The organism is Achromobacter sp. FW305-C-28 (assembly GCF_058783235.1).
Map to the genome: position 1 here is coordinate 166,252 of NZ_JBYSYL010000001.1, position 22,928 is coordinate 189,179.

The 22,928-nt window shown below is 64.0% G+C and carries 22 protein-coding genes; 13 read left to right on the plus strand and 9 right to left on the minus strand.

All coding sequences use genetic code 11. The annotated features are described in order from the left end of the window. Positions 1 to 12 precede the first annotated feature (12 nt). A complete protein-coding gene (locus tag AC3WMR_RS00795) occupies positions 13 to 912 on the minus strand; it encodes an NAD kinase (RefSeq protein ID WP_025136861.1) in 900 nt (299 codons plus the stop codon). A 143-nt stretch (positions 913 to 1,055) separates the two neighbouring features. Here AC3WMR_RS00795 and hrcA point away from each other — a divergent pair, with 143 nt between their 5' ends. The 7 genes from hrcA (at position 1,056) to dnaJ (ending at position 7,765) form a co-directional block, all read left to right on the plus strand. After that, the gene (gene hrcA / locus AC3WMR_RS00800) at positions 1,056 to 2,060 is read left to right on the plus strand and encodes a heat-inducible transcriptional repressor HrcA (protein WP_492262283.1); all 1,005 of its coding nucleotides are present in this window, start codon (positions 1,056 to 1,058) and stop codon (positions 2,058 to 2,060) included. Positions 2,061 to 2,105: 45 nt separating this feature from the next. Then, complete coding sequence (hemH, locus tag AC3WMR_RS00805; RefSeq protein WP_492262284.1) at positions 2,106 to 3,197, plus strand: ferrochelatase; 1,092 nt, start codon at positions 2,106 to 2,108, stop codon at positions 3,195 to 3,197. 12 nt (positions 3,198 to 3,209) lie between these two features. After that, on the plus strand, positions 3,210 to 3,443 hold the full coding sequence (locus tag AC3WMR_RS00810; protein WP_492262285.1) for a hypothetical protein: 234 nt from the start codon (positions 3,210 to 3,212) through the stop codon (positions 3,441 to 3,443). A 101-nt stretch (positions 3,444 to 3,544) separates the two neighbouring features. Continuing rightward, positions 3,545 to 4,102 (plus strand): nucleotide exchange factor GrpE, encoded by a 558-nt coding sequence (gene grpE, locus AC3WMR_RS00815; RefSeq protein WP_492262286.1) that lies wholly within the window; start codon positions 3,545 to 3,547, stop codon positions 4,100 to 4,102. A gap of 14 nt (positions 4,103 to 4,116) precedes the next feature. Continuing rightward, complete coding sequence (locus AC3WMR_RS00820; RefSeq protein ID WP_025136866.1) at positions 4,117 to 4,521, plus strand: thioredoxin family protein; 405 nt, start codon at positions 4,117 to 4,119, stop codon at positions 4,519 to 4,521. Positions 4,522 to 4,602: 81 nt separating this feature from the next. After that, entirely contained in the window at positions 4,603 to 6,528 is a 1,926-nt protein-coding gene (gene dnaK, locus AC3WMR_RS00825; RefSeq protein WP_025136867.1) for a molecular chaperone DnaK, read from the plus strand. A gap of 109 nt (positions 6,529 to 6,637) precedes the next feature. Beyond that, positions 6,638 to 7,765 carry a molecular chaperone DnaJ gene (gene dnaJ, locus AC3WMR_RS00830; RefSeq protein ID WP_025136868.1) on the plus strand — a complete coding sequence of 376 codons (1,128 nt, stop codon included), beginning with the start codon at positions 6,638 to 6,640 and terminating at the stop codon, positions 7,763 to 7,765. A gap of 116 nt (positions 7,766 to 7,881) precedes the next feature. Here dnaJ and AC3WMR_RS00835 read toward each other — a convergent pair whose 3' ends face one another. From AC3WMR_RS00835 to AC3WMR_RS00855, 5 genes are all read right to left on the minus strand, one after another. Next, positions 7,882 to 10,296: a TonB-dependent siderophore receptor gene (locus tag AC3WMR_RS00835; protein WP_492262287.1), complete on the minus strand. Its 2,415-nt coding sequence runs from the start codon at positions 10,294 to 10,296 to the stop codon at positions 7,882 to 7,884. Between the two features lie 233 nt (positions 10,297 to 10,529). Beyond that, a complete protein-coding gene (locus tag AC3WMR_RS00840; protein WP_492262288.1) occupies positions 10,530 to 11,531 on the minus strand; it encodes a FecR domain-containing protein in 1,002 nt (333 codons plus the stop codon). Positions 11,532 to 11,550: 19 nt separating this feature from the next. Then, entirely contained in the window at positions 11,551 to 12,063 is a 513-nt protein-coding gene (locus AC3WMR_RS00845; protein ID WP_492262289.1) for a sigma-70 family RNA polymerase sigma factor, read from the minus strand. Positions 12,064 to 12,393: 330 nt separating this feature from the next. Beyond that, a complete protein-coding gene (locus AC3WMR_RS00850; RefSeq protein WP_492262290.1) occupies positions 12,394 to 12,783 on the minus strand; it encodes a DUF4148 domain-containing protein in 390 nt (129 codons plus the stop codon). A gap of 294 nt (positions 12,784 to 13,077) precedes the next feature. Beyond that, the gene (locus AC3WMR_RS00855) at positions 13,078 to 15,831 is read right to left on the minus strand and encodes a M16 family metallopeptidase (RefSeq protein WP_492262291.1); all 2,754 of its coding nucleotides are present in this window, start codon (positions 15,829 to 15,831) and stop codon (positions 13,078 to 13,080) included. Between the two features lie 128 nt (positions 15,832 to 15,959). Here AC3WMR_RS00855 and AC3WMR_RS00860 point away from each other — a divergent pair, with 128 nt between their 5' ends. From AC3WMR_RS00860 to AC3WMR_RS00870, 3 genes are all read left to right on the plus strand, one after another. Next, positions 15,960 to 16,559, plus strand: a complete 600-nt coding sequence (locus AC3WMR_RS00860) for a GNAT family N-acetyltransferase (RefSeq protein ID WP_492262292.1) — start codon at positions 15,960 to 15,962, stop codon at positions 16,557 to 16,559. 296 nt (positions 16,560 to 16,855) lie between these two features. Continuing rightward, a complete protein-coding gene (locus tag AC3WMR_RS00865; RefSeq protein WP_025136872.1) occupies positions 16,856 to 17,236 on the plus strand; it encodes a hypothetical protein in 381 nt (126 codons plus the stop codon). Between the two features lie 92 nt (positions 17,237 to 17,328). Continuing rightward, the gene (locus tag AC3WMR_RS00870) at positions 17,329 to 17,886 is read left to right on the plus strand and encodes a GNAT family N-acetyltransferase (RefSeq protein ID WP_492262293.1); all 558 of its coding nucleotides are present in this window, start codon (positions 17,329 to 17,331) and stop codon (positions 17,884 to 17,886) included. A 29-nt stretch (positions 17,887 to 17,915) separates the two neighbouring features. Here AC3WMR_RS00870 and AC3WMR_RS00875 read toward each other — a convergent pair whose 3' ends face one another. Together AC3WMR_RS00875 and AC3WMR_RS00880 are read right to left on the minus strand one after the other, a co-directional pair. Further along, positions 17,916 to 19,088 carry a vWA domain-containing protein gene (locus tag AC3WMR_RS00875; RefSeq protein WP_492262294.1) on the minus strand — a complete coding sequence of 391 codons (1,173 nt, stop codon included), beginning with the start codon at positions 19,086 to 19,088 and terminating at the stop codon, positions 17,916 to 17,918. 26 nt (positions 19,089 to 19,114) lie between these two features. Further along, the gene (locus tag AC3WMR_RS00880; RefSeq protein WP_175190853.1) at positions 19,115 to 19,996 is read right to left on the minus strand and encodes an AAA family ATPase; all 882 of its coding nucleotides are present in this window, start codon (positions 19,994 to 19,996) and stop codon (positions 19,115 to 19,117) included. Between the two features lie 178 nt (positions 19,997 to 20,174). Between AC3WMR_RS00880 and AC3WMR_RS00885 the strand changes: the two genes are divergently transcribed. Both AC3WMR_RS00885 and AC3WMR_RS00890 read left to right on the plus strand, forming a co-directional pair. Next, positions 20,175 to 20,528, plus strand: a complete 354-nt coding sequence (locus AC3WMR_RS00885) for a c-type cytochrome (protein ID WP_025136876.1) — start codon at positions 20,175 to 20,177, stop codon at positions 20,526 to 20,528. A gap of 12 nt (positions 20,529 to 20,540) precedes the next feature. After that, positions 20,541 to 20,903 carry a c-type cytochrome gene (locus AC3WMR_RS00890; protein WP_492262295.1) on the plus strand — a complete coding sequence of 121 codons (363 nt, stop codon included), beginning with the start codon at positions 20,541 to 20,543 and terminating at the stop codon, positions 20,901 to 20,903. A gap of 87 nt (positions 20,904 to 20,990) precedes the next feature. On the opposite strand, the gene AC3WMR_RS00895 is transcribed toward AC3WMR_RS00890, so the two are convergent. After that, complete coding sequence (locus AC3WMR_RS00895) at positions 20,991 to 21,416, minus strand: DUF1841 family protein (protein WP_025136878.1); 426 nt, start codon at positions 21,414 to 21,416, stop codon at positions 20,991 to 20,993. Positions 21,417 to 21,620: 204 nt separating this feature from the next. Between AC3WMR_RS00895 and icd the strand changes: the two genes are divergently transcribed. Continuing rightward, a complete protein-coding gene (icd, locus tag AC3WMR_RS00900) occupies positions 21,621 to 22,877 on the plus strand; it encodes an NADP-dependent isocitrate dehydrogenase (RefSeq protein ID WP_175190855.1) in 1,257 nt (418 codons plus the stop codon). Positions 22,878 to 22,928: the final 51 nt, after the last annotated feature.

Below are 22,928 nucleotides of genomic sequence, written 5' to 3' on the forward strand. Positions count from 1 at the left end.
TCTGGGCGCTATTTACTCTACGTTGTCGGTGGCTTGCGGCATCAGGTTCCAGTGCAGCTTGCGGCGCAGGGTGGAAAAGAAGCTGTAGCCTTCCGGATGCACGAAGCGGATGGTATAGGGCGCGCGCTGCACGACGATGCGGTCGCCGGGTTGCAGGTCGGACCAGGTCTGCATGTCGAAATGCACGCTGGCACCGACTTCGACGCGGCCCATGGCCGTCAGCGTCATGTTCAGCACGCCGCTGTCGGGGATGACGATGGGGCGGTTGGACAAGGTCTGGGGCGCCACCGGCACCAGCACCATGGCGTTCATGCCGGGGTGCAGAATGGGGCCGTTGGCCGACAGCGCGTAGGCGGTCGAGCCGGTGGGCGTGGCGATGATCAGGCCGTCGGCGCGCTGCGTGTACATGAAGGCGCCGTCGAGTTCGACGCGAACTTCGATCATGCCGCCGCGCCCGGCGCGGTTCAGCACCACGTCGTTCAGGGCCGTGGCGGAATACATTTTCTGGTTGCCCCGCCAGACGCTGCCTTCGAGCAGCATGCGGGCTTCGATCTGGTAGCTGCCTTCCAGCACGCGCGCCAGCGCGCCGTGTGCATCTTGCAGCGGGATGTCGGTGATGAAGCCCAGGCGGCCATGGTTGATGCCCACCAGCGGCACGCCGTAGGGCGCCAGGTGGCGCGCGGCGCCCAGCACGGTGCCGTCGCCGCCCATCACGACCGCGAGCGATGCGCTCTGGCCGATCTGTTCGAGCGTGGCGACCGGGTATTCGGTCAGGCCGGTGTTGCGGGCGGTGTCGGCATCGACCAGCACCTGCCTGCCCGCTTGCGTCAGCGCGTGCGCAAGCGCTCTTAGCGGGGCGTCCAGGCCGGTGTCCTGGTATCTGCCGATCAGCGCGACGGTAGGAAAGTGCATGGTGGCAAGGCGAATCTGAAAAGCCAAACAGCGAAGGCGAAATCGGCCCGATAAGCGGCCGCTTAGCCGATTATATGGGGCCGCATATCGGTTGGCGGGACAAAAATCGCCTTAATTGGAAAAGATTCCCTAAAATACACGCTATGGATGACCGCGCACGCGCATTACTGAAGGCGTTGATCGAACGCTACATCGCCGATGGGCAACCAGTCGGTTCGCGGACGCTTTCGAAAGTTTTCGATCTGTCGCCCGCCACCATCCGCAATGTCATGGCGGATCTGGAAGAGCTGGGACTGATCCACAGTCCGCATACGTCGGCGGGGCGCGTCCCCACGCCGCGCGGATACCGCATGTTCGTCGATTCCCTGCTGGCGGTGCAGTCCTATCAGATTCAGCCCCACAACATGGGCGAGATGCTGTCGGCGGCCGAACCCACCCGCGCAGTCAATGCCGCGGCGGCGTTGCTGTCGAACCTGACGCAGTTCGCTGGCGTTGTGCTCACGCCCAAGCGGGCCCAGGTGTTTCGCCAGATCGAATTCATCCGCCTGTCCGACAAGCGCGTCTTGCTGATCATCGTCACCCCCGATGGCGACGTCCAGAACCGCATCCTGTTCGTGCAGCGCGACTACGTCGAAGCCGAATTGCTGGAAGCCGGCAATTTCTTCAACATCCATTTCGCCGGCAAGTCGTTCGACGCGGTGCGCCGCACCCTGTCCACCGAACTGGCGCAACTGCGCGAAGACATCTCGCGCCTGATGCAGGCTGCGGTCGAGGCCAGCGCCGAGGCCGCCGAAGACGGCGACGCCGTGGTCATTTCCGGCGAACGCAAGCTCCTGGACGTGACCGACATCGCGTCCGACATGGACCGCCTGCGCAAGATGTTCTCGCTGTTCGAAAAGAAAACCGACCTGCTGCAACTGCTGGACGTGTCCAGCCGGGCGCAGGGTGTGCAGATCTACATCGGCGGCGATTCCCAACTGGTGCCGATGGAAGAAGTCTCGGTCATCACCGCGCCCTACGGCGTGGACGGCAAGGTGGTCGGCACGCTCGGCGTGATCGGCCCCACCCGCATGGCCTACGAACGCGTCATTCCCATCGTGGACATCACGGCGCGTCTCTTGTCCAACGCCCTCAGCCACAACCAGTAGTTCCATTCGAACCGACATCCTCCTTGCGGAGGAAGGGGAGTTTTTGTGTTTCTTCGCCTGTTCAAGTATCTCTGGCCTGAACGCTACCTGCCCGAAACCGAGCAGGACGATCCTTTCAACGAGGACCCGCCGCCGCGGGGCCCGGGCAAGGTCGGCGTGCTGCTGGTGAACCTGGGCACGCCGGACACCCCCAGCAAGAAAGACATCCGCAAGTACCTGGGCGAGTTCCTGTCGGACCCGCGTGTGATCGAGATCCCGCGCTACCTCTGGAAGCCGATCCTGCACGGGCTGGTGCTGACCATGCGGCCCAAGAAGCTCGAGCCGCGCTACGCCGGCGTCTGGCTCAAGGAAGGTTCGCCCCTGATGGTCTACAGCCGTCGCCAGGCCGAAGGCGTGCAGGCGGCCCTGACGGCGGCTGGCGTCGACGCGGTGGTGGAACTGGGCATGCGCTATGGCAATCCGTCGATTCCCGACGCGATATCGCGCCTGCGGGCAAAAGGCTGCGAACGCATCCTGACCGTGCCGCTCTACCCTCAATACGCCGCCAGCACCACGGCCACCGTGGTCGATGCCGTTACGCGCCATGCCGGGCGCCTGCGCGACCAGCCGGAACTGCGATTCATCAAGCGCTTCCACGAAGAACCTGCCTACCTGGATTCCCTGGCCGCCCGCATCGAGGCCTATTGGGCCGAACATGGCCGGCCGCAGAAGCTGGTCATGAGCTTTCATGGCCTGCCGCGCTATTCCATCGAGCTGGGCGACCCCTATTACCGCGACTGCATGGAAACCGCCCGGCTGCTGTCGCAGCGCCTGTCGCTGCCGCGCGAGCAGATTGAAGTGACCTTCCAGAGCCGCTTCGGCACCGCCCGCTGGCTCGAACCCTATACCGAACCCACGCTCAAGGCGCTGGCCGCGTCGGGCGTGACCGAGGTGGATGTGGTGTGTCCGGGATTTGTGGCAGACTGTCTGGAAACCCTGGAAGAGATCAGCCTGGAATGCCGCGACGCCTTTATCGGGGCCGGCGGCAAGCAGTTCCGTTACATTCCGGCGATCAACGACGATCCGGCCTGGATCGCAGGGTTGGCCAGCCTGGTGGAACGGCACTTGCAGGGGTGGCCCACGCATCCACGGACTTGAAGGAGAGGGCGCATGCACCATGATCCCAAGACGGGCAAGATTGTGAAAAAGGGGCGCGTCAGCACCCCAGTCGATGAAGATCAGGTCGAACACGAGCTGGACGAAGCGCTGGCCGAGACTTTTCCGGCCAGCGACCCGATCGCCATCAACCCCGAACCCGACGACGATCCCCGGGTCGACCGCGCCCTGAAGGAAAGCTTTCCCGCCAGCGACGCAGTTGCACCGGCGCAGCCGCACAAGAAATGACCTGATCGGCGGGCGGGGGAATATTTGCTTTCCCGGGCTTGAAATAGGGGTATTGGCCCCCATTCATGTCTGCGAAAGCCATTCTTTTTGGAGGATTCCCCATGTCGGCACCCAACGAGCCTGTAGATCAGACGCCCGGATTCGGCGAAAACGCCGATGCGGCCCCCGCCGCCCAGGACGCCACGCAGGCCGAGCTGAACGAGTTGCGCGCCCAGCTGGACGCGGCCCAGGCTACCGTCAATGAGCAGCATGACCAACTGCTGCGCGTGCACGCCGAGGCCGAGAACGTCCGCCGCCGCGCCCAGGAAGAAGTGTCCAAGGCCCGCAAGTTCGGCATCGAGTCGTTCGCCGAAAGTCTGGTGCCGGTCAAGGACAGCCTCGAGGCCGCCCTGGCCCAGGCCGACCAGACCGTGGAAACGCTGCGCGAAGGCGTCGAAGTCACCCTCAAGCAACTGGCCGCGGCCTTCGAGCGCAACCTGCTCAAGGAAATCGCGCCGGCCCAGGGCGACAAGTTCGATCCGCACCTGCATCAGGCCATTTCGTCGATTCCCGCCCCGCAGCCCGCCAACACGGTGGTGCAAGTGCTGCAAAAGGGCTATGCCATCGCCGACCGCACGCTGCGTCCGGCCTTGGTGGTGGTGTCCGCTGGCCAAGGCTGAGCGGCAAGCGCGCCATGAACGATCCCCGTTTCGATCCGGCTCAGGTTTTCGCGGTATTCGGCATGCGTCATGTCGATACCGCGGGATTCGACGCGGCCGTGGTCCAGGCGCCGGGATCGGACCTGCGCTGCGTATTCCTGTGGGGCCAGGATTGCTATAACTGCAATCTCTTCAAACAGGCCGCCCTGCTGCACCAGGACACCTTGCTGGGCCTGGGTTTGAGCTGGTTCGAGGCCGACGTCTACGCCGACGAACCCCTGGGCCGCCGCTTTTCGCTGCATGGCGTCCCCACTTTTGTGCTGTATCGGGCCGGAAAACGGCTAGGACGCATTACCGGCTGGCCCGGATTGCCCCAGTTCACGGCGGCGATCCACCGCCTGCAGGAAGCGCCGGCTGAAAAATCGGGCCAGGCGTCTTGAAAAACCCTGCAGGTAGCCCCAGTTATGTGGGGACAGGAATTTTCTCTCTATTTTCATAGATTTATTCAAGGTAACCCGACCATGAGCAAAATTATTGGCATCGACCTGGGCACGACCAACAGCTGCGTGGCTGTCATGGACGGCGGCCAGGTCAAGATCATCGAAAACGCCGAAGGCGCCCGCACCACCCCCTCGATCGTCGCCTACATGGACGACGGCGAAACGCTGGTGGGCGCGCCCGCCAAGCGCCAGGCAGTCACCAACCCGCGCAACACCCTGTACGCGGTGAAGCGCCTGATCGGCCGCAAGTTCGAAGAAAAAGCGGTGCAGAAGGACATCAACCTGATGCCCTACACCATCGCCCGCGCCGACAACGGCGACGCCTGGGTGGAAGTGCGCGGCAAGAAGATGGCGCCTCCCCAAGTGTCGGCCGACGTGCTGCGCAAGATGAAAAAGACCGCCGAGGACTACCTGGGCGAAGAAGTGACCGAAGCTGTCATCACGGTGCCGGCCTACTTCAACGACAGCCAGCGCCAGGCCACCAAGGACGCCGGCCGCATCGCCGGCCTGGAAGTCAAGCGCATCATCAACGAGCCCACCGCGGCCGCGTTGGCGTTCGGCCTGGACAAGACCGAAAAGGGCGACCGCAAGATCGCCGTGTATGACCTGGGCGGCGGCACGTTCGACGTGTCCATCATCGAAATCGCCGACGTGGATGGCGAAAAGCAGTTCGAAGTGCTGTCGACCAACGGCGACACCTTCCTGGGCGGCGAAGACTTCGACCAGCGCATCATCGACTACATCATTGCCGAGTTCAAGAAGGAACAAGGCGTTGACCTGTCCAAGGACGTGCTGGCCCTGCAGCGCCTGAAGGAAGCCGCCGAAAAGGCCAAGATCGAGCTGTCCTCGGCCCAGCAGACCGAAATCAACCTGCCGTACATCACGGCCGATGCCTCGGGTCCGAAGCACCTGAACCTGAAGATCACGCGCGCCAAGCTGGAAGCGCTGGTCGAAGAACTGATCGAACGCACGATCGAACCCTGCCGCGTGGCCATCAAGGACGCCGGCGTGAAGGTTTCCGACATCGACGACGTGATCCTGGTCGGCGGCATGACCCGCATGCCCAAGGTCCAGGAAAAGGTGAAGGAATTCTTCGGCCAGGATCCGCGCAAGGACGTGAACCCCGACGAAGCCGTCGCCGCTGGCGCCGCCATCCAGGGTTCCGTGCTGTCGGGCGACCGCAAGGACGTGCTGCTGCTGGACGTCACCCCCCTGTCCCTGGGTATTGAAACCCTGGGCGGCGTGATGACCAAGATGATCCAGAAGAACACGACCATCCCGACCCGGTTCTCGCAGACCTTCTCGACCGCTGACGACAACCAGCCGGCCGTGACGATCAAGGTGTTCCAGGGCGAGCGCGAAATTGCTGCGGGCAACAAGGCCCTGGGCGAGTTCAACCTCGAAGGGATCCCGCCGTCGCCGCGTGGCATGCCGCAGATCGAAGTCACGTTCGACATCGACGCCAACGGCATCCTGCACGTGTCGGCCAAGGACAAGGGCACCGGCAAGGAAAACAAGATCACCATCAAGGCCAACTCGGGTCTGTCGGAAGACGAGATCCAGCGTATGGTCAAGGATGCCGAGGCCAACGCCGAGGAAGATCACCGTGTGGCCGAGCTGGCCCAGTCCCGCAACCAGGCCGATGCGCTGGTGCACGCCACCCGCAAGTCGCTGACCGAATACGGCGACAAGCTCGAGGCGTCCGAAAAGGAAAGCATCGAAGCCGCCATCAAGGCCCTGGAAGACACGCTGAAGGACGGCGACAAGGCCGCGATCGACGCCAAGGTGGAAGCCCTGTCGACCGCCTCGCAGAAGCTGGGCGAAAAGATGTACGCCGACATGCAGGCGCAACAAGCCGCCGGCCAGCAGCAAGCGGCCGACAACGCGAAGCCGGTGGACGACAACGTCGTCGATGCCGACTTCAAGGAAGTCAAGCGCGACCAATAATGGCCGGGCGCTGACCAGCCTCTGCCGCCCGGTAGCCGGAGAAATCCGCCTACCGGGCGAACTCATTCTGTAGCACTGAAAAGAAGGCTCTTTTTTGAGCCCACGGATCATGGCAAAACGCGACTATTACGAAGTCCTGGGCGTGGCGAAAAACGCCTCGGACGACGAACTCAAGAAGGCCTATCGAAAGCTGGCCATGAAATACCATCCGGACCGCAATCCGGACAGCAAAGAAGCCGAAGAGAAGTTCAAGGAAGCCAAGGAAGCCTACGAGGTCCTGGGTGATGAACAGAAGCGCGCCGCTTACGACCGCTACGGCCATGCCGGCGTGGACCCCAACGCCGCCGGCATGGGCGGGGGCATGGGCGGCGGTTTCGCCGATGCCTTCGGCGACATCTTCGGCGAGATCTTCGGTGGTGGCGGCGGTGGCCGTCGTGGCGGCGGCCCGCAGGTGTACCGCGGCGCCGACCTGAAATACGCGCTGGAAATCACGCTGGAACAGGCCGCGGCCGGTTTCGACACCGAGATCCGCGTGCCCAGCTGGGAAAACTGCGATACCTGCCACGGCTCCGGCGCCAAGGCCGGCACGTCGCCCAAGACCTGCCGCACCTGCGGCGGTTCTGGCGCGGTGCGCATGCAGCAGGGCTTTTTCAGCGTGCAGCAGACCTGCCCGACCTGCCACGGCAACGGCAAGGAAATCACCGATCCGTGTCCCGCCTGCGACGGCGTGGGCCGCATCCGCCGCAACAAGACGCTGCAGGTCAAGATTCCTGCCGGCATCGATGACGGCATGCGCATCCGCTCCAGCGGCAATGGCGAACCGGGCATCAACGGCGGCCCGCCGGGCGACCTGTATGTGGAAATCCACATCAAGCAGCACAAGATTTTCCAGCGCGATGGCGACGATCTGCACTGCGAGCTGACCATTCCGTTCACCACGGCGGCCCTGGGCGGCGAATTACAGGTGCCGACGCTGGGCGGCAAGGCCGAGATCTCGATTCCCGAAGGCACGCAGTCCGGCAAGACCTTCCGCCTGCGCGGCAAGGGCATTCGCGGCGTGCGCGGCAGCTATCCGGGCGACCTGTACTGCCACGTGGTGGTCGAGACGCCGGTGCGCTTGAGCGACGACCAGAAGAACATCCTGCGCCAGTTCGAGGCTTCGCTGAACGACGGGGGCGATCGCCACTCGCCGCAAAGCAAGTCCTGGACCGACCGCGTGAAGGAATTCTTTAGCTGAATGGCGTGACCTGATCGCGCCGCCTGGCGGTGTGCCACAGCCCAAGACCGGATGACGCCGGGCTTGGGCTGTTTTTATTGCGGCATCCATTCGCGTGCGGGGCGCTGGGGCTTCGCCTAGAAAGTCCCGCGCAGCGTCAGCATGACGTTGCGGGGTTCTCCATAGAAGTTGCCGTTGTTGCTGCCGATGCTGGTGTAGTACGTCTTATCGAACAGGTTGTAGACGTTGAGCGACGCGGCCCAATGCTTGTCCAGCTGGTAGCGCGCATAGGCGCTCCAGACGGCGCGGCCGGGGCTGTTCACGCGGATCGAGCCGGCATCGTAGCTGTTGCTTTCGGCATTGACGCCGCCGCCAAGCGTCAGCCGGTTCCAGGCACCGGGCAGCTTGTAAGTGGTCCAGATGCGCAGCATGTGCTTGGGCGTCACCGAGCTGAGCGGCTTGCCCTCGTTGGATTCGTCCTGCAGGTAGCGGGTGGTGTTGAAGGTATAGCCCGCAAACAGGTTCCAGTCGCGCAGGATCTCGCCGCTGATCTCGGCATCCAGGCCCTGGCTGCGGACTTTGCCGGACGCGATCGAGCAATACCAGCCGGAATCGCAAGTGGGACTGCTGCTGTAGTCGGTCTGGGCACGATTTTTCTGGTCGATGCGGAACAAGGCAAACGATGTGTTGATCCTGCCGTCGAGCAATTCGCCCTTCAGGCCGATCTCGTAGTTCGTGCCCAGCAGCGGTTTCAGGGGCTGGCCGCTTTGAGTTTTTTCGCTTTGCGGCTTGAAGATGTCCGTGTAGCTGACATAGGCCGCCCATTGCGGCGTCAGGTCATAGATCAGGCCGGCATAGGGGGTGAACTTGCCATTTTCACGCGTGCCGTAGGTCGATACTTCGTTGTATTCCTGGCCGGTGGTACGGGTGTCCCAGACCGTGTCGTACCAGCTGACGCGGCCGCCGAGCACCAGCTTGAGCGGGTCGGCCAGCTGCAGGCGTGCGGCGCTGTAGATTCCGTATTGCAGGCCCTTGCCGTTGCGGTGCTCGCGCGAGGACGAGTACAACTCCTGGCGGCTGGGGTCGCGCAACTGGCCGGGGCGGTAGGCGTAGACATCGCCGACCCAGTAATCGTTGATGCCGCCGTACGTCGTGTCCACATCGTTGCGGGCGTAGTTGGCGCCCAGCACCCATTCGTGCGTCCGTCCGAACGCCTGCACCTTGCCCAGCAGGTTGGCATCCAGGCCGGTGATGCCGATGTCGGCTTCGGTGATGTCGGCGGAGACGGCGCCGACGTGGGTCTCGGGATCGACTTCCCGCATGGCCCCCGCATACTTCATGTCGTGACGCTCACGCAGCCGGATGGCGGTCAGCTTGCCCTGCCAGTGATCGTTGAACCGGTGAGACAGATCGAAGTAGAACGTCTCGGTGGTGGACTTGCGATGATTCCAGTCGGCGCCCATGAAGTAGGCGCGGGAGACGTCCAGCGGCTTGCCGTCGGCATAGGCGGGAAAGCCCCGCATGTTGGGGCGCCCGCGGGTCGCTTCGGAACTAAAGCCCAGGCTGGCCAGGGTGTCGGGCGTCAGATCGTATTCCAGCGTGCCGTAGAACGTCTGGTCGCGGCTGTCGACGTCGTTGACGTACGAGCGCCGCGTTTCATAATCGGCCACGGCGCGCCCGCGCAAGGTGCCGGACTCGTTCAGTGGGCCGCCGCCGTCGACTTGCAGGCCGTAGTGATCCCACTGCCCCGCTTTGGTGGTGACGCTGAACCCCGGCTCGGCCTGCGCGCGCTTGCGCACCAGGTTGACTGCGCCGCCGGGCTCGCCGCCGCCTTGCAGCAGGCCCGCGGCGCCGCGCAGGACTTCAATGCGGTCGTAGATCGCGGTGCCGCCGCTGAAGTTGCTGGCGCGGCCGTACATGCTTCGGTCCAGCGGGATGCCGTCGTATTGGTATGAGGTATTGCGAAAGCCCCGTGAGTACACATATTTGCCGGCCTGAGGGCTTTGCTGCAGGGTGATGCCGGTGGTGTTGGCCAAGGCATCGTAGATGGACGTCAGCGATTGCTCGTCCAGCCGCTGGCGCGTCACGATGCTGATGGATTGCGGAATGTCCTTGAGCGACTGCGCGCCCTTGCCGATGGTGGCTGCGCTGCTGGTATAGGAACCCGTGCCTTCTGTGGTGGCCTCGTGGCTGCCCAATACCGTCACGGGCTCCAACAGGGCGGCGTCGGCTTGGGCCGCGGGCGTGCGGCGCAACAGGAATCCGCCGGCTTGCGTCGGCACGGCCATCAGGCCGCTGCCGGCCAGGAGCCGGTGCAGCCCCTGTTCGATGGGGTAGCGGCCTTGCAGGCCGGCCGTCGAACGGCCCTCGGTCAGCTCGGGGGCGGCAGCGATATTGATCTGCGCGGCTCTGCCGAAGTCGCCCAGGGCTGGGTCCAGCGGGCCGGCGTCAATGGCGAACGAGATATCGGTGGCGGCGTGTTGGGCCTGGACGGCTTCGGGCGCCGTCAATGCGGTGGCGCCGGCCACGAGCGGAAGCGTGCGCAGGGCCATGGTCAACGCCGTCCCGAGCAATGGCTGGGGGCGGGCGCCGCGCGGTTCAGGGAAGGGGCCGCGCCTGAACGTGCGCGGGTATTGCGATCTGGCCATGATGGTCGATGTTCCTGTCTCGTATTGGGGGCGATGGAACGCGGGCGCCTCGCGTTCGTCTGCCTGTCTTTCGAACGAGATCGGAAAACCTGCCGGAGAGTTACAAATTTCTTGAACGGCGATGCATGGAGCAAGGATCAGGCCGGGACGATGGTGACCCAATATCGCGTCCGGTAGCGGACTTGCACTCCCAACACGCGGGCCAGCAGCGCTAGCGCCTGATCGGTGTCGTCCACACGGAAGGCGCCGGTGACCAGCCTGCCGGCCAGCGCGGCGTCGCACCCGAGCATGCCAGGCCGGTAGCGTCCCAGTTCAACCAGGAACCGATCCAGCCGCATGCGGTTGGCCACCAGCATGCCGTCCGTCCAGGCGGCGGTGACACGATCCAGCGGGGTTGCGGCTTGCGCGCCCGCGGGGCCGAACAGCGCCTGTTCGCCAGCCTGGATCACTTGCTCGGGACCGCCCGCATGGATGGCGACGGCGCCTTCCTGCACGGCCACCAGGCTATGGCGGCCTTCGTCCATGCGTTCGCGGACGATGAAGCGGGTGCCGAGGGGGACCAGGTCGCCATTGGATGTGACGACCTTGAAGGGGCGGTCCTCCGGCTCGTGCCCAGTCGTGACCTGGATCTCGCCGTCACGCAACAGGATGCGGCGTTCCCGGGCGTGGAATTGCACGTAGAGGTCAGTGCGGGTGTTCAGCACCAGGGCGGTGCCGTCCGGCAACGTAAAACGACGTTGCTCACCCACGGCGGTCTGATAGCGATCGCCCCGGGTCCAGAGCGCTTGGGGGTCGCGGCAGAGCCAGGCCACACCGCTCGCGCCTGCGCCCGTGAGCATCCATTTGAGAGCGCGGCGGCGGGCCTGTTCGACGGACGCGGCCAATACCGTGGTGGATGCGGCGCCAGCCGGCGCATGGCTGCCGACACGTCCCAGGCCCTGGCTCATGGCCTGCAGACGCTGCCAGGCCAGCTCGTGGCGGGGATCCGACTGGCGCCACTGTTCGCAGGCCCGGCGGGTGTGTTCATCGCTACCCGCGTGCAGGCGCACCAGCCATTCAGCGGCCTGGGCGACCATGTCTGCCGGCACTGCTGTGCAGCTGTCGATCCGCAAGGGGGAAAGCAGGGGAGGCGCGGTCATGGCCTGAGGTTCCTGATCATCAGGCGTACATCACGTGGTAGCAGCGCTGCCAGGTCTTGATCATGTCTTTTTGCACGACATTGACCGACACGTTCAACCGGCGGGCGATCTGTTCATAGGGCATGCCATCCAGCTGCGCCATGAGGAAGGCCGCGCGTGCGCGTCGCGGCAGGCCGTCGATCATGACGGAGAGGGTGTCCAGCGCTTCCAGCACCAGGGCCAGTTGCTCGGGCGAGGGCGCCAGTGCGTCGGGTTGCCGCGCCAGGGCGTCCAGGTAGGCGCGTTCCAGTGCCGACCGACGAAACTGGTCGATGGCCAGGCTTTTGGCGATGGTGGTCAGGTGAGCGCGCGGCGCCAGCAGGATCGGGCGGATGTCTTGCCGCAGCACCCGCTCGAAGGTGTCGTGGGCCAGGTCCGCGGCATTGTCGCGGTCGCCATTCAGTTTGCGCCGCAGGAATGTCAGCAGCCAGCCGTGGTGGTCGCGGTAGAGGTCGCTGGCGAGGTCCGACGAGGCGATGGGAAGGCAACTCAAGGCAGGCTCATTTATTTGCTAATGAGAATTATTATATTGAATTGCCGGGATGCTCCGTGAAATGGCGCTGCCGGGCAGACGAAAAAAAACCGCGGCTTGCGCCGCGGTTCGTACTGCCGGTACTGCTACTGCTTCCATCAACTGCTACTTCGTACTGCTACTTCGTACGGCTATCAATTACTGCTACAGCGACTACGTACCGCAACTACGACTTCATACTGCGACTACAGGTACTGCTACTTCTACTGCTGAAGATCCGCCGCTGTTGCCGGAAAAAACCGACCCCAGGCCATGATGCCGCCTGAGGCCGGCCGGGCTACAGCAAGCAGCTCACCGGGTGATCGGCGGGTATTCGAGTTCGCCGAACGTGTATTGGCCGCTGGCCTTGGCCTGGGCGAGTTCCTGCTGGACGTCGGCACGCGACTTGGCGGCGGCCGGGGTTGCCTTGACGGGCGGGTATTGCAGCTCACCGAAGGTGTATTCGCCGCTGGTCTTGGCTTGTTGCAGCTGGGCTTGCACTTCCTGCGAGCTCAGGCTGGTGGCCTGGGGCAGGGCGGGCGGGTAGTCCAGTTCACCGAAGGTGTACTGGCCGCTGATCTTGGCTTGTTGCAGCTCGGTGGCGACCTGGGCGCTCGACTTGGCTTGCTCGACGCCGGCCGCTTGGGCGCCAGCGCCCACCAGGGCTAGGGAAATCAGCAGGGTAGTTGTCAGGGTTTTCATAATGACCTCCAATTCGTCGTAAACGGGGCCGAATCCGGCGGCCCTCCGTCGTGGTTCGTTGTTTGTTCCCGATGACTGAATTGTGCGCGCCATCCCACCTGGGATAAACCCGTATATCTTGAAAACATCTTTCCAAATAACCGTGTAATCACCGAATTATGAAAATATCTCCCCGTGAATGGCATGGTCTCTGCCATAGAACCCGTTAAGAAGAGGTAGGCGACGACCCATTGGCCCATGAAAAAGCCCCTGCCGAGGCAGGGGCTTGGAGGCTACCGGGGTAGGCAGAGGGCGTCAGGGCGCCTTTTTCTTGAAGTCGCCAGCCACTGCGGTGCTGAAGCCATCCGGGCGCAGGTACTTGCGCAGGGCGGCGTTGACCGCGTCGGGCGTGAGCGCGGTGATCTTCTTGTCCATCTCGGCGGACCATTCGAACGTGCGGCCGCGTTGCAGGTAGTCCAGCCAGGTGCCGGCCAGCACGTCGTCCTGGGCGCGGGCCAGGTTGCGGTAGTTCAGCAAGGCAGTGATGCCGTCCGAGATTTCCTTGTCCGTGAAACCGTCCTTCAGGACACGGGAGAGTTCTTCGCCGATGGCCTTTTCCAGGCGTTCTCGGTTCTGCGGGGCGTAGATGGCGTACATGGTCCAGCTGGCGCTGGGTTCGAAGGACGAGACCGACAGCGAGCTGCGCACGTTGTAGGACAGGCCTTCGGTTTCGCGCACCCGGTTCCACAGGCGCGAGGTTTCAGAGGCGCCGAACAGATAGTTGGCCAGGTACAGCGCCGGGTAGTCGGCATCGGTATCCTGCAGCTTCAGGGGCATGCGCGACACGTAGAACGCATTGGCCTTGTCGGGCGTATCGATGTCGAATTGCTTGGCGGGGATGTCGCGGTACGGGTTGCCCACGCGGGTGTAGGCGGGGGCGCGCTTCCAGCCGGCCAGGCCGTCCTTGATGGCTTTTTCGACGGCTTCGGGTTCGAAATCGCCCACGGCCGAATATTCGATCTTGCCCGCGCCATAGAACTTGGCGTGGAACTTGACGAGCGCATCGCGGTTCAGCGCACGCACGCCGGCCAGCGATTCTTCAAACGTCGGCACGTAGCGCAGGTCGTTGATGGGCCACGGATTGTCCTGGCGAGCCAGGGCGCGTCCGGCCAGCGCCTGGGGCTCGGTCATGGCGTTCTGGATCGACGTTTCGAGCTGGCGCTGGTATTCCTCGAGCTGATCCTTCGGGAAGTTGGCGTTGCGCACGATGTCCAGCGCCAGGCGGGTCAGTTCGGGCAGGTTTTCGCGCTTGGTCGACATGGCGATCTTGAGCGTGGTGCCCGCGCCGCTGAAGCCCAGTTCGGCCTGCAGCTTGTCCAGGCGGTCCTGGATCTCCTGGCGCGACAGCTTGGCGGTGCCGCGGGTCAGCAGATCGGCGACGGCGCCGGAATTGACGCGTTCGCCGAGCAGGTCTTTTTCGTTGCCGAACTGGATCAGCATCTGGGCCTGCACGCGATTGCCGCGGGTGGCCTTGGGCAGGAGCGCCAGCTGGACGGGGCCGTTGGGCAGGTCCAGTTTCTTGCGCTGGGTCAGGCGATCGATGTTTTGCGGCGTGGGATCAAAGGCCGATGCGGCCTTGAAGTCCGGGTCGCCCTTGTAGTCCTTGAAGACCGCGGTCAAGTCGACGCGTTGCGTCTGCGGCGCACGTTCAGGTTTCTCGGTGGGGATGTAGCGGCCTTCAATGCGGTTGCTCTGCACCAGGTAGGTCGTGGCGGCCTGCTGCACCTCGGCCAGCGTAGCTTTGCGGGCGCGGTCGCGCTGCAGGAAGAACAGGCGCCAGTCGCCGGCGGCGATGGCTTCGGACAGCGCCACGCCGACTTGCTCGGGATCGCTGTAGGTCTGCTCCCACGAGGTCAGCCACTTGCTGCGCGCGCGGTCCAGTTCCTGCTGGGTGAAGGGTTTCTTGCCCAGCGTTTCCAGCGTGCCCGTCAGGGCCTTCATGGCGGCATCCAGGCTCTTGCCCGGGGTCAACTGCGCGGCGAACATCGCCAGGCCAGGATCCAGGTTTTCCATGGTGAAGCCGAACACGCCGGACGCGAGCTTGGTGGGCACCAGCGCGTGGTACAGACGGCCCGACGGCGTGTCGGCCAGGATGGTGGCGGCCAGGTCCAGCGGTACGAAATCGGCGCTGCCGGCGGCGGGGATGTGGTACATCGCGGCGACCAGCGGCGTGCCGCCCGTGCGGCGCAGGGTCACGGCGCGCTCGCCGTCCTGGGTGGGCTCGACGGTGTACTCGGGTGGCAGCTTGCGGTCGGGCTTGGGCAGCTTGCCCAGCGTTTCCTCGATGTCGGCCAGCGTGGCCTGCGGATCGAACTTGCCGGCCACGATCAGCACCGCGTTATCGGGCTGGTAGTACTCGTGGTAGAAAGCGCGCAATTGGCCGATGTCGACGTTCTCGACGTCGGAACGCGCGCCGATGGTGTTCTTGCCATAGCTATGCCACTGGTAGGCGGCGGACTGCATCTTTTGCATGAGAATGCGGAACGGGCTGTTTTCGCCACTTTCCATCTCGTTGCGCACGACGGTCATTTCGGAATCCAGGTCTTCCTTGGCGATCAGGGAATTGACCATGGCGTCTGCTTGCCAGCCCAGGTACCACTTGAGGGTGTCGGGGTTGGAAGCGAAGCTGGCGAAGTAATTGGTGCGGTCGCTGGAGGTCGAGCCGTTGGCCTGCAGGCCGCGGCGCGAGAACTCGCCCATGGCGTTGCGGGTGGTGGACGTGCCCTTGAACAGCATGTGTTCGAGCAGGTGGGCCATGCCCGTCTGGCCGTAGTTTTCGTTGCGTGAGCCGACCAGGTAGGTCATGTTGACCGTGGTCGAGGGCTTGGATTCGTCGGGAACCAGCAATACGCGCAAGCCGTTGCTCAGGCGATATTCGGTGATGCCTTCAATCGAGGCGGCCTCCGTGACGCCGGCCGGCAGGCTGGCGGCTCCGGCCTGGAAGGCCAGGAAGGATGAAAACAGCAGCGCACCCAATGGGCGCGGCAGCTTCGATATGGACAGGCGCATGGCGGACTATTCCTTTGGCATGGCAGAATCCGTTGGAGTGTATACGGTGGGAATGGTTCAGGGCGCGCCCGGCCGCGTCGCCCGCCGTGGCATCGGGCCGTTCCACGGCCCTGACCTGGAAATCGCGCATGTCCTTATCACTGGAAATAGAAACGCCCCGCCTGGTGCTGCGCCAATGGCGGGCCGCCGACCGCAAGCCATTCGCCGACATGAATACGGATGCACAGGTCACCCGCTACCTGCTGCCCATGACGGCGCAGGAAAGCGATGCCCTGGCCGATCGGCTGGCCGCGGGCATCGATGAATATGGTTGGGGCTTCTGGGCGGTCGAGGCCCCCGGGGTGGCGCCCTTCATCGGGTTTGTCGGTATCAAGGCATTACCCCCGTCGCTGCCGTTCGCGCCCGGCGTGGAAATCGGCTGGCGCCTGGCGCGCCCCTATTGGCGCAGGGGCTACGCCAGTGAAGCCGCGCAAGCCGCGCTGCGCGTGGGATTCGAGCAGGTCGGCCTGCCCGAGATTGTCTCGTTCACAGTGCTGGAAAACGAACGCTCGCGCGCAGTGATGCGCCGCCTGGGGATGCGGGAAATGCCGCAACGCTTCGAGCATCCGGCCGTGCCCGACGGCCATCCCCTGAAGACCCACGTCCTGTACCGACTGGAACGAGACGCCTGGCAGGCACAGAAAAATGGTGACGCGAATGCAGGCGGCACGCCGGTTGCCGCGGCATAGACGGCGCAAAGCCGCGCCAATATGCAATGTTGCGCTGCAATGTCCTGGCGTGGCGGGGCAAATTTGAGGTGGGAGCGGTCGCGGGTGTAAGCTTTCCAGAACGTAGTTGCTGTTGCCGACGGGATGCGCGACAGCCGTCTACAGGCTTCCCGTCCAACGCCAGCCGCCGCCTCGGCGGGCAGCGGGATCGGTTGTTCGCCGGTCCTGGCCCTCTTGCTCCGCAGGCGACGACGGTGCTTGTCGTTCGCGCCTTCGCCGCCGGCATCCTGCCGGCGCATCTTTCGGAGGAACGACCCATGCTGACCGAGATCGTCACGCGTGCCTTGTCCCAATTGACCGGCAGCCCCATGAGCGGCGACCGCATCAAAGGACAGTTTCAGTACGCCTATGCCAGTGATGACGGCCAATTCGTGGCCATACTGACCCATGACATGACCACTTACGTGGTGGACCTGAGCACCCAGCGCTATTTCGCCGAGTGCGGCGGTTCGCCCAGGGGCTTTGCGGGGCATGTGCTCGAGATGGAGGGCGCCGCGGCGCGCCAGCATCCCTGGCCCGCCGCCAACGACCTGTTCGACCTGGACATGGACGCGGATGAACTGTCGTGGCGCCAGTGTCCGGGCGTACGCGGCATGGCCGATGCCGCCAACCGATCTGTGGAGAGCCGCGCCGCCTGAGAGTGGCCAGAAGCGGCAGTACCCTCACTGAACCGGCGATATCGCCGGTTTTTTTTATGGTGCCATGCGTACGGCTCGCTACAATTTGCGCCATGACTACGTACGCAGACTTCGGCGCCCCGGAAGGCGCCACCCTGGTCGATTGCACGCACGAGCGGCATGCGGACCAGATCCTTGCCATCTTCAACGACGCCATCGCCACGTCGACCGCGCTGTACGACTACAAGCCGCGGCCGCGCGAGGCGATGCTGGGCTGGTTCCAGGCCAAGGCCAACGGCGGTTTTCCGGTGGTGGGGTTCGAGAACGCAGCGGGTGACCTGATGGCCTTTGCCAGCTACGGCACTTTCCGCGCCTGGCCGGCCTACAAGTATTCGGTCGAGCATTCCGTCTACGTCGATGGCCGTTTTCGCGGGCAGGGCCTGGGCGAGGCGATGATGCGCGTGCTGATCGAACGGGCCCGCGCCAACCAGGTGCACCTGATGATCGGCGGCATCGATGCCGCCAACCAGGGCAGCATCCGGCTGCACGAGAAACTGGGTTTCACGCATTCGGGCACCATCCGCGAGGCCGGCTTCAAGTTCGGCCGCTGGCTGGACCTGGCGTTCTACCAGCTGACGCTGGACACGCCGACACAGCCCGTCGATGGCTGAGCGAGGCCGGCTGAACGGCTGCGGCCGAGCTATTTCGAGAGCACCCGCATCGCCTGTTCCAGGCCGGCTACCGTGACGGGGTACATGCGGTCCTGCATGATGTCGCGCATCAGCGCGATGGACTGGCGGTACTGCCAGGACGCCGTGGGCTCGGGGTTGAGCCAGACGGACTTGGGCCAGGCATCGAGCAGGCGGCGCATCCATTGCGCGCCGGGTTCTTTGTTGTAGTGTTCGACCGAACCACCGGGCTGCAGGATCTCGTAGGGGCTCATGGTGGCGTCGCCGACGATGATGAGGCGCCAGTCCGGGTTGTACTTGCGCAGCACGTCCCAGGTGTCGAAGCGCTCGTTCTGGCGTCGCCGGTTGCTCTGCCACAGGCTTTCGTAGGGGCAGTTGTGGAAGTAGTAGACCTCGAGATTGCGGAACTCGCTGCGCGCCGCCGAGAACAGTTCCTCGACGCGGCCGATGTGGTCATCCATGCTGCCGCCGACGTCCAGCAGCATCAGCACCTTCACGGTGTTGTGGCGCTCGGGCACCATGCGCAGGTCCAGGTGGCCGGCATTGCGCGCGGTGCTGGCGATGGTGTCGTCCAGGTCGAGTTCGAGTTCGGCGCCTTGCCGCGCGAAGCGTCGCAGCCGCCGCAGCGCGACCTTGAAATTGCGCGTGCCCAGTTCGACCTGGTCGTCGTAGTCCTTGAACTGGCGCATGTCCCAGACCTTGACCGCGCTGCGGTTGCCGGCCGACTGGCCGCCCACGCGGATGCCCTCGGGGTGGTAGCCGCCATTGCCGAACGGCGAGGTGCCGCCCGTGCCGATCCATTTGCTGCCGCCTGCGTGGCGTTCTTTCTGCTCTTCCATGCGCGCTTTGAAGAGCTCCATGAGCTTGTCCCAGCCGTGCTTTTCGATGGCGGCCTTTTCTTCGGGCGACAGGCTTTTCTCGAACTGCTTGATGAGCCAATCCAGCGGGATGTCTTTTCCGGCCGGCAGCGCGGCCTCGATGCCCTTGTAGTAGGCGCCGAAGGCCTTGTCGTAGCGGTCGTAGAGTGATTCATCCTTGACCAGCGTGGCGCGGGCAAGGAAATAGAAATCGTCCAGCGTGGGCGTCATCAGGTCCTGGCGCAGCGCATCCACGAGCGTCAGGTATTCCTGCACCGAGACGGGCAGCTTGTGGGCCCGCAGGTGGTAGAAGAAATCGATCAGCATGGGCGCGGCCAGGGCAGACGGCGTGGTCAGCGGCGCGGTGCGCCGCGGGTCATGGCGGCCAGGCGTTCCAGCAGGTGCACGTCTTGTTCGTTCTTGAGCAAGGCGCCGGCCATGAGCGGTACCGCGGTGGCGGTGTGCGCATCGATCTGCGCCGCGCTGACGTCTTCGGCGAGCAGCAGGCGCAGCCAGTCCAGCAATTCGGAGGTGGACGGCTTTTTCTTCAGGCCGGGCGCATCGCGTAGGCTGAAGAAAGTGTCCAGCGCCGCGCGCAGCACGTCCTGCTTGAGCTCGGGGAAGTGCACGCCCACGATCTCGCGCATGGTTTCGCGATCGGGAAAGCGGATGTAGTGGAAAAAGCAGCGGCGCAGGAAGGCGTCCGGCAGGTCTTTTTCGTTGTTGGACGTGATGATCACCAGCGGCCGGTGGCGCGCGGAAATGGTCTGGCGCGTTTCGTACACATGGAATTCCATGCGGTCCAGTTCGCGCAGCAGGTCGTTGGGGAATTCGATGTCGGCCTTGTCGATTTCGTCGATCAAGAGCACCACCGGTTCCTCGGCATCGAAGGCCTGCCACAGCGTGCCCTGCACGATGTAGTTGCGAATATCTCGGACTTTTTCGTCGCCAAGCTGCGAGTCGCGCAGACGCGACACGGCATCGTATTCGTACAGGCCCTGGTGCGCCTTGGTGGTGGACTTGATGTGCCACTGCAGCAGTGGACGGCCCAGCGCACGCGCGACTTCTTCGGCCAGCATGGTCTTGCCGGTGCCGGGTTCGCCCTTGATCAGCAGCGGGCGCTGCAGCGTGAGCGCGGCGTTCACGGCCAGTTTCAGGTCATCGGTGGCGACGTAGCTGTCGGTGCCATCGAAGCGGACGGGCGATGCGGAAGGGGCGGTCTGGGCTGCGGACATGGATCGGCGGGCTTCTCGGGGTTGACGGGGATCAAGACCATCTTAAGGTATTAATCCTGAGCAATTATCGTACAATCAGGCGGTTTTGCAGTTGGGTTCGACCCGCAACGTGTTTGCCGGGGGCCTTTTCGTGTGAGCAGGCCCTAGTCCATAAGCCATACCAAGAAGAGCCATCCCAATGAAGTTGCGATTCTCTCTGAAGTGCACGGTTTCCGTGTTGGCCGCAGTGGCATCCTGTGCGATCGCCGGCCAGGCAATTGCTGCAGACGCAGCGCCGGTCGGTAATGTCCAGAACGCCCGCGACAAGGTCTCGATGTGCATCGGTTGCCACGGCATCGAAGGCTACAAAGCGACGTTCCCCGAGCTGTACCACGTTCCGAAGATCGCCGGCCAGAACGCCAAATACATCGAGGCCGCCCTCAACGAGTACAAGAAAGGCGCGCGCAGCCATCCCACGATGGACGCCATTGCCGGCAGCCTGTCCGATCAGGACATCGCCGATCTCGCCGCGTACTACTCGAATCTGAAATAAGGGGGCAACCACATGAACCGCATCATGCTTGCCCTCGCGGGCGCAACGCTGACCATTTCGGGCGCCACCGTCCAGGCTCAGGACCTGGCGGCCGGCAAGGCTGTTTTCGAGAAGGCCGCCTGCATTTCCTGCCACGGCGCCGACGGCAAGACGGTGACTGACCCGGCCTACCCGATACTGGCGGGGCAGCATGCCGATTACCTGGTCCATGCGCTCAAGGCCTATCGCCGCGGCGCCTCGGGCAGCGCGGCAACGGCCAATGTGCGCAAGAATCCCACCATGGGTGCCTTGGCCGGACAACTGTCCGACCAGGACATCACCAACGTGTCGGCCTGGCTGGCGTCCCTGCCCAGCGACCTGGGTGTGCGCAAATAGCGCGTGCCAGGGCCGCGCCAACGAAAAACCCTCGGTCAGCCGAGGGTTTTTTCTTGGGCGGGCAGCCCGCGTACGCGGGGCCGGGCATCAGCGCTCGGCGCGTTGGCGGATCAGGTCGATGTAGGTGTCGCTGTCCAGCGGCGTGCCCAGGCGTTGGGCTTCCCAGACCACACGGCCCAGGCATTCCATGATTTCGTGCGCGGCCTGGTGTGCATCGCTGCGGGCCACCAGACGCTGGTAGGCGGCGCGGATGCCCGGCGGGTGGTCGATCGACAACTGCTCGGCGATGGCCAGGTGCATCGACAGGTGCAGGAACGGATTGGTACGCCCCTTTTCGACGGCGTATTCCGCCGTCATGGCTTCGGGGCTTTCGAGGTCGCCGTGGTACTCGGGGTGCTCGATGATCCAGTCCAGGGCCATCGCTTCCAGCGGGGTCAGGACCTCGTTGGCACGATGCTTGCGCCAGGTTTCGATGAAGAATTCGCGGACTTGGTCGCGGGAGGGGTTGAACATCTGGGGGGACGCCATACGGGCTAGAGAGGGCTTTATTTTACCGCCCGCCGCCGTGGCGGCCGCCCGAAGCCGCCAATGCGATATAGAATTGGTTGCTATCCGCCATCCCGTGCGCATTTCGCCAGGCCGTGCGGCCCGCGGACGGCACGCCAGCCGATGCGGCGCGCGCGTGCAGAAAAACCACCCGGAGCAAATGGAGCATTCATGTCCTATCAACATATCAAGGTGCCCGCTGGGGGCCAGAAGATCACGGTCAACGCTGATTTCTCGCTGAATGTGCCTGAACAGCCCATCGTCCCCTATATCGAGGGCGACGGCACCGGTGCGGACATCACCCCCGTGATGATCAAGGTTGTCGATGCGGCAGTGCAAAAGGCCTACGGCGGCAAGCGCAAGATCCACTGGATGGAAGTCTATGCCGGCGAAAAGGCCACCAAGGTCTACGGGCCGGACGTCTGGCTGCCCGATGAAACCCTGGAAGTCGTCAAAGACTACGTGGTCTCGATCAAGGGCCCCCTGACCACGCCGGTGGGCGGCGGCATCCGTTCGCTGAACGTGGCGCTGCGCCAACAACTGGACCTGTACGTCTGCCTGCGCCCCGTGGCCTATTTCAAGGGTGTGCCCTCGCCGGTGCGCGAACCCGAAAAGACCAACATGGTCATCTTCCGCGAGAACTCGGAAGACATTTACGCGGGTATCGAATACATGGCCGAAAGCGAGCAGGCCAAGGAGCTGATCCAGTTCCTGCAGACTAAGCTCGGCGTCAAGAAAATCCGTTTCCCCAACACCTCGTCCATCGGCATCAAGCCGGTCTCGCGCGAAGGCACCGAGCGCCTGGTGCGCAAGGCCGCCCAGTACGTCATCGACAACGATCGCACGTCGCTGACCCTGGTGCACAAGGGCAACATCATGAAGTTCACCGAAGGGGGCTTCCGCGATTGGGGCTATGAACTGCTGCAGAAGGAGTTCGGCGCGCAATTGATCGATGGCGGCCCGTGGTGCAAGTTCAAGAATCCCAAGACGGGCCGCGAGATCATCGTCAAGGACGTCATTGCCGACGCGTTCCTGCAGCAGATCCTGCTGCGCCCGGCCGAATACGACGTCATCGCCACGCTGAACCTGAACGGCGACTACATCTCCGACGCGCTGGCCGCACAGGTGGGCGGCATCGGCATCGCGCCGGGGGCCAATCTGTCGGACTCGGTGGCCATGTTCGAAGCCACCCACGGCACGGCGCCCAAGTATGCCGGCAAGGACTACGTCAACCCGGGTTCCGAGATTCTGTCGGCCGAAATGATGCTGCGCCACATGGGCTGGACCGAAGCGGCCGACCTGATCATTTCCAGCATGGAAAAATCCATCCTGTCCAAGAAGGTCACTTACGACTTTGCCCGCCTGCTGGAAGGGGCCACCCAGGTGTCCTGCTCGGGGTTCGGGCAGGTCATGATCGAAAATATGTGATCGGGGCCGGTCCGACCATCGTTGATGAAAAACCCGCAAGCCTGCGCAGGC

Bases quoted from the DNA above. Each gene is read 5' to 3' on its own strand.
- AC3WMR_RS00795 (WP_025136861.1), bottom strand. From the start codon at position 912: ATGCACTTTCCTACCGTCGCGCTGATCGGCAGATACCAGGACACCGGC.
- hrcA (WP_492262283.1), top strand. From the start codon at position 1,056: ATGGATGACCGCGCACGCGCATTACTGAAGGCGTTGATCGAACGCTAC.
- AC3WMR_RS00810 (WP_492262285.1), top strand. From the start codon at position 3,210: ATGCACCATGATCCCAAGACGGGCAAGATTGTGAAAAAGGGGCGCGTC.
- grpE (WP_492262286.1), top strand. From the start codon at position 3,545: ATGTCGGCACCCAACGAGCCTGTAGATCAGACGCCCGGATTCGGCGAA.
- AC3WMR_RS00820 (WP_025136866.1), top strand. From the start codon at position 4,117: ATGAACGATCCCCGTTTCGATCCGGCTCAGGTTTTCGCGGTATTCGGC.
- dnaK (WP_025136867.1), top strand. From the start codon at position 4,603: ATGAGCAAAATTATTGGCATCGACCTGGGCACGACCAACAGCTGCGTG.
- dnaJ (WP_025136868.1), top strand. From the start codon at position 6,638: ATGGCAAAACGCGACTATTACGAAGTCCTGGGCGTGGCGAAAAACGCC.
- AC3WMR_RS00835 (WP_492262287.1), bottom strand. From the start codon at position 10,296: ATGGCCCTGCGCACGCTTCCGCTCGTGGCCGGCGCCACCGCATTGACG.
- AC3WMR_RS00840 (WP_492262288.1), bottom strand. From the start codon at position 11,531: ATGACCGCGCCTCCCCTGCTTTCCCCCTTGCGGATCGACAGCTGCACA.
- AC3WMR_RS00850 (WP_492262290.1), bottom strand. From the start codon at position 12,783: ATGAAAACCCTGACAACTACCCTGCTGATTTCCCTAGCCCTGGTGGGC.
- AC3WMR_RS00855 (WP_492262291.1), bottom strand. From the start codon at position 15,831: ATGCGCCTGTCCATATCGAAGCTGCCGCGCCCATTGGGTGCGCTGCTG.
- AC3WMR_RS00860 (WP_492262292.1), top strand. From the start codon at position 15,960: ATGTCCTTATCACTGGAAATAGAAACGCCCCGCCTGGTGCTGCGCCAA.
- AC3WMR_RS00865 (WP_025136872.1), top strand. From the start codon at position 16,856: ATGCTGACCGAGATCGTCACGCGTGCCTTGTCCCAATTGACCGGCAGC.
- AC3WMR_RS00870 (WP_492262293.1), top strand. From the start codon at position 17,329: ATGACTACGTACGCAGACTTCGGCGCCCCGGAAGGCGCCACCCTGGTC.
- AC3WMR_RS00875 (WP_492262294.1), bottom strand. From the start codon at position 19,088: ATGCTGATCGATTTCTTCTACCACCTGCGGGCCCACAAGCTGCCCGTC.
- AC3WMR_RS00880 (WP_175190853.1), bottom strand. From the start codon at position 19,996: ATGTCCGCAGCCCAGACCGCCCCTTCCGCATCGCCCGTCCGCTTCGAT.
- AC3WMR_RS00885 (WP_025136876.1), top strand. From the start codon at position 20,175: ATGAAGTTGCGATTCTCTCTGAAGTGCACGGTTTCCGTGTTGGCCGCA.
- AC3WMR_RS00890 (WP_492262295.1), top strand. From the start codon at position 20,541: ATGAACCGCATCATGCTTGCCCTCGCGGGCGCAACGCTGACCATTTCG.
- AC3WMR_RS00895 (WP_025136878.1), bottom strand. From the start codon at position 21,416: ATGTTCAACCCCTCCCGCGACCAAGTCCGCGAATTCTTCATCGAAACC.
- icd (WP_175190855.1), top strand. From the start codon at position 21,621: ATGTCCTATCAACATATCAAGGTGCCCGCTGGGGGCCAGAAGATCACG.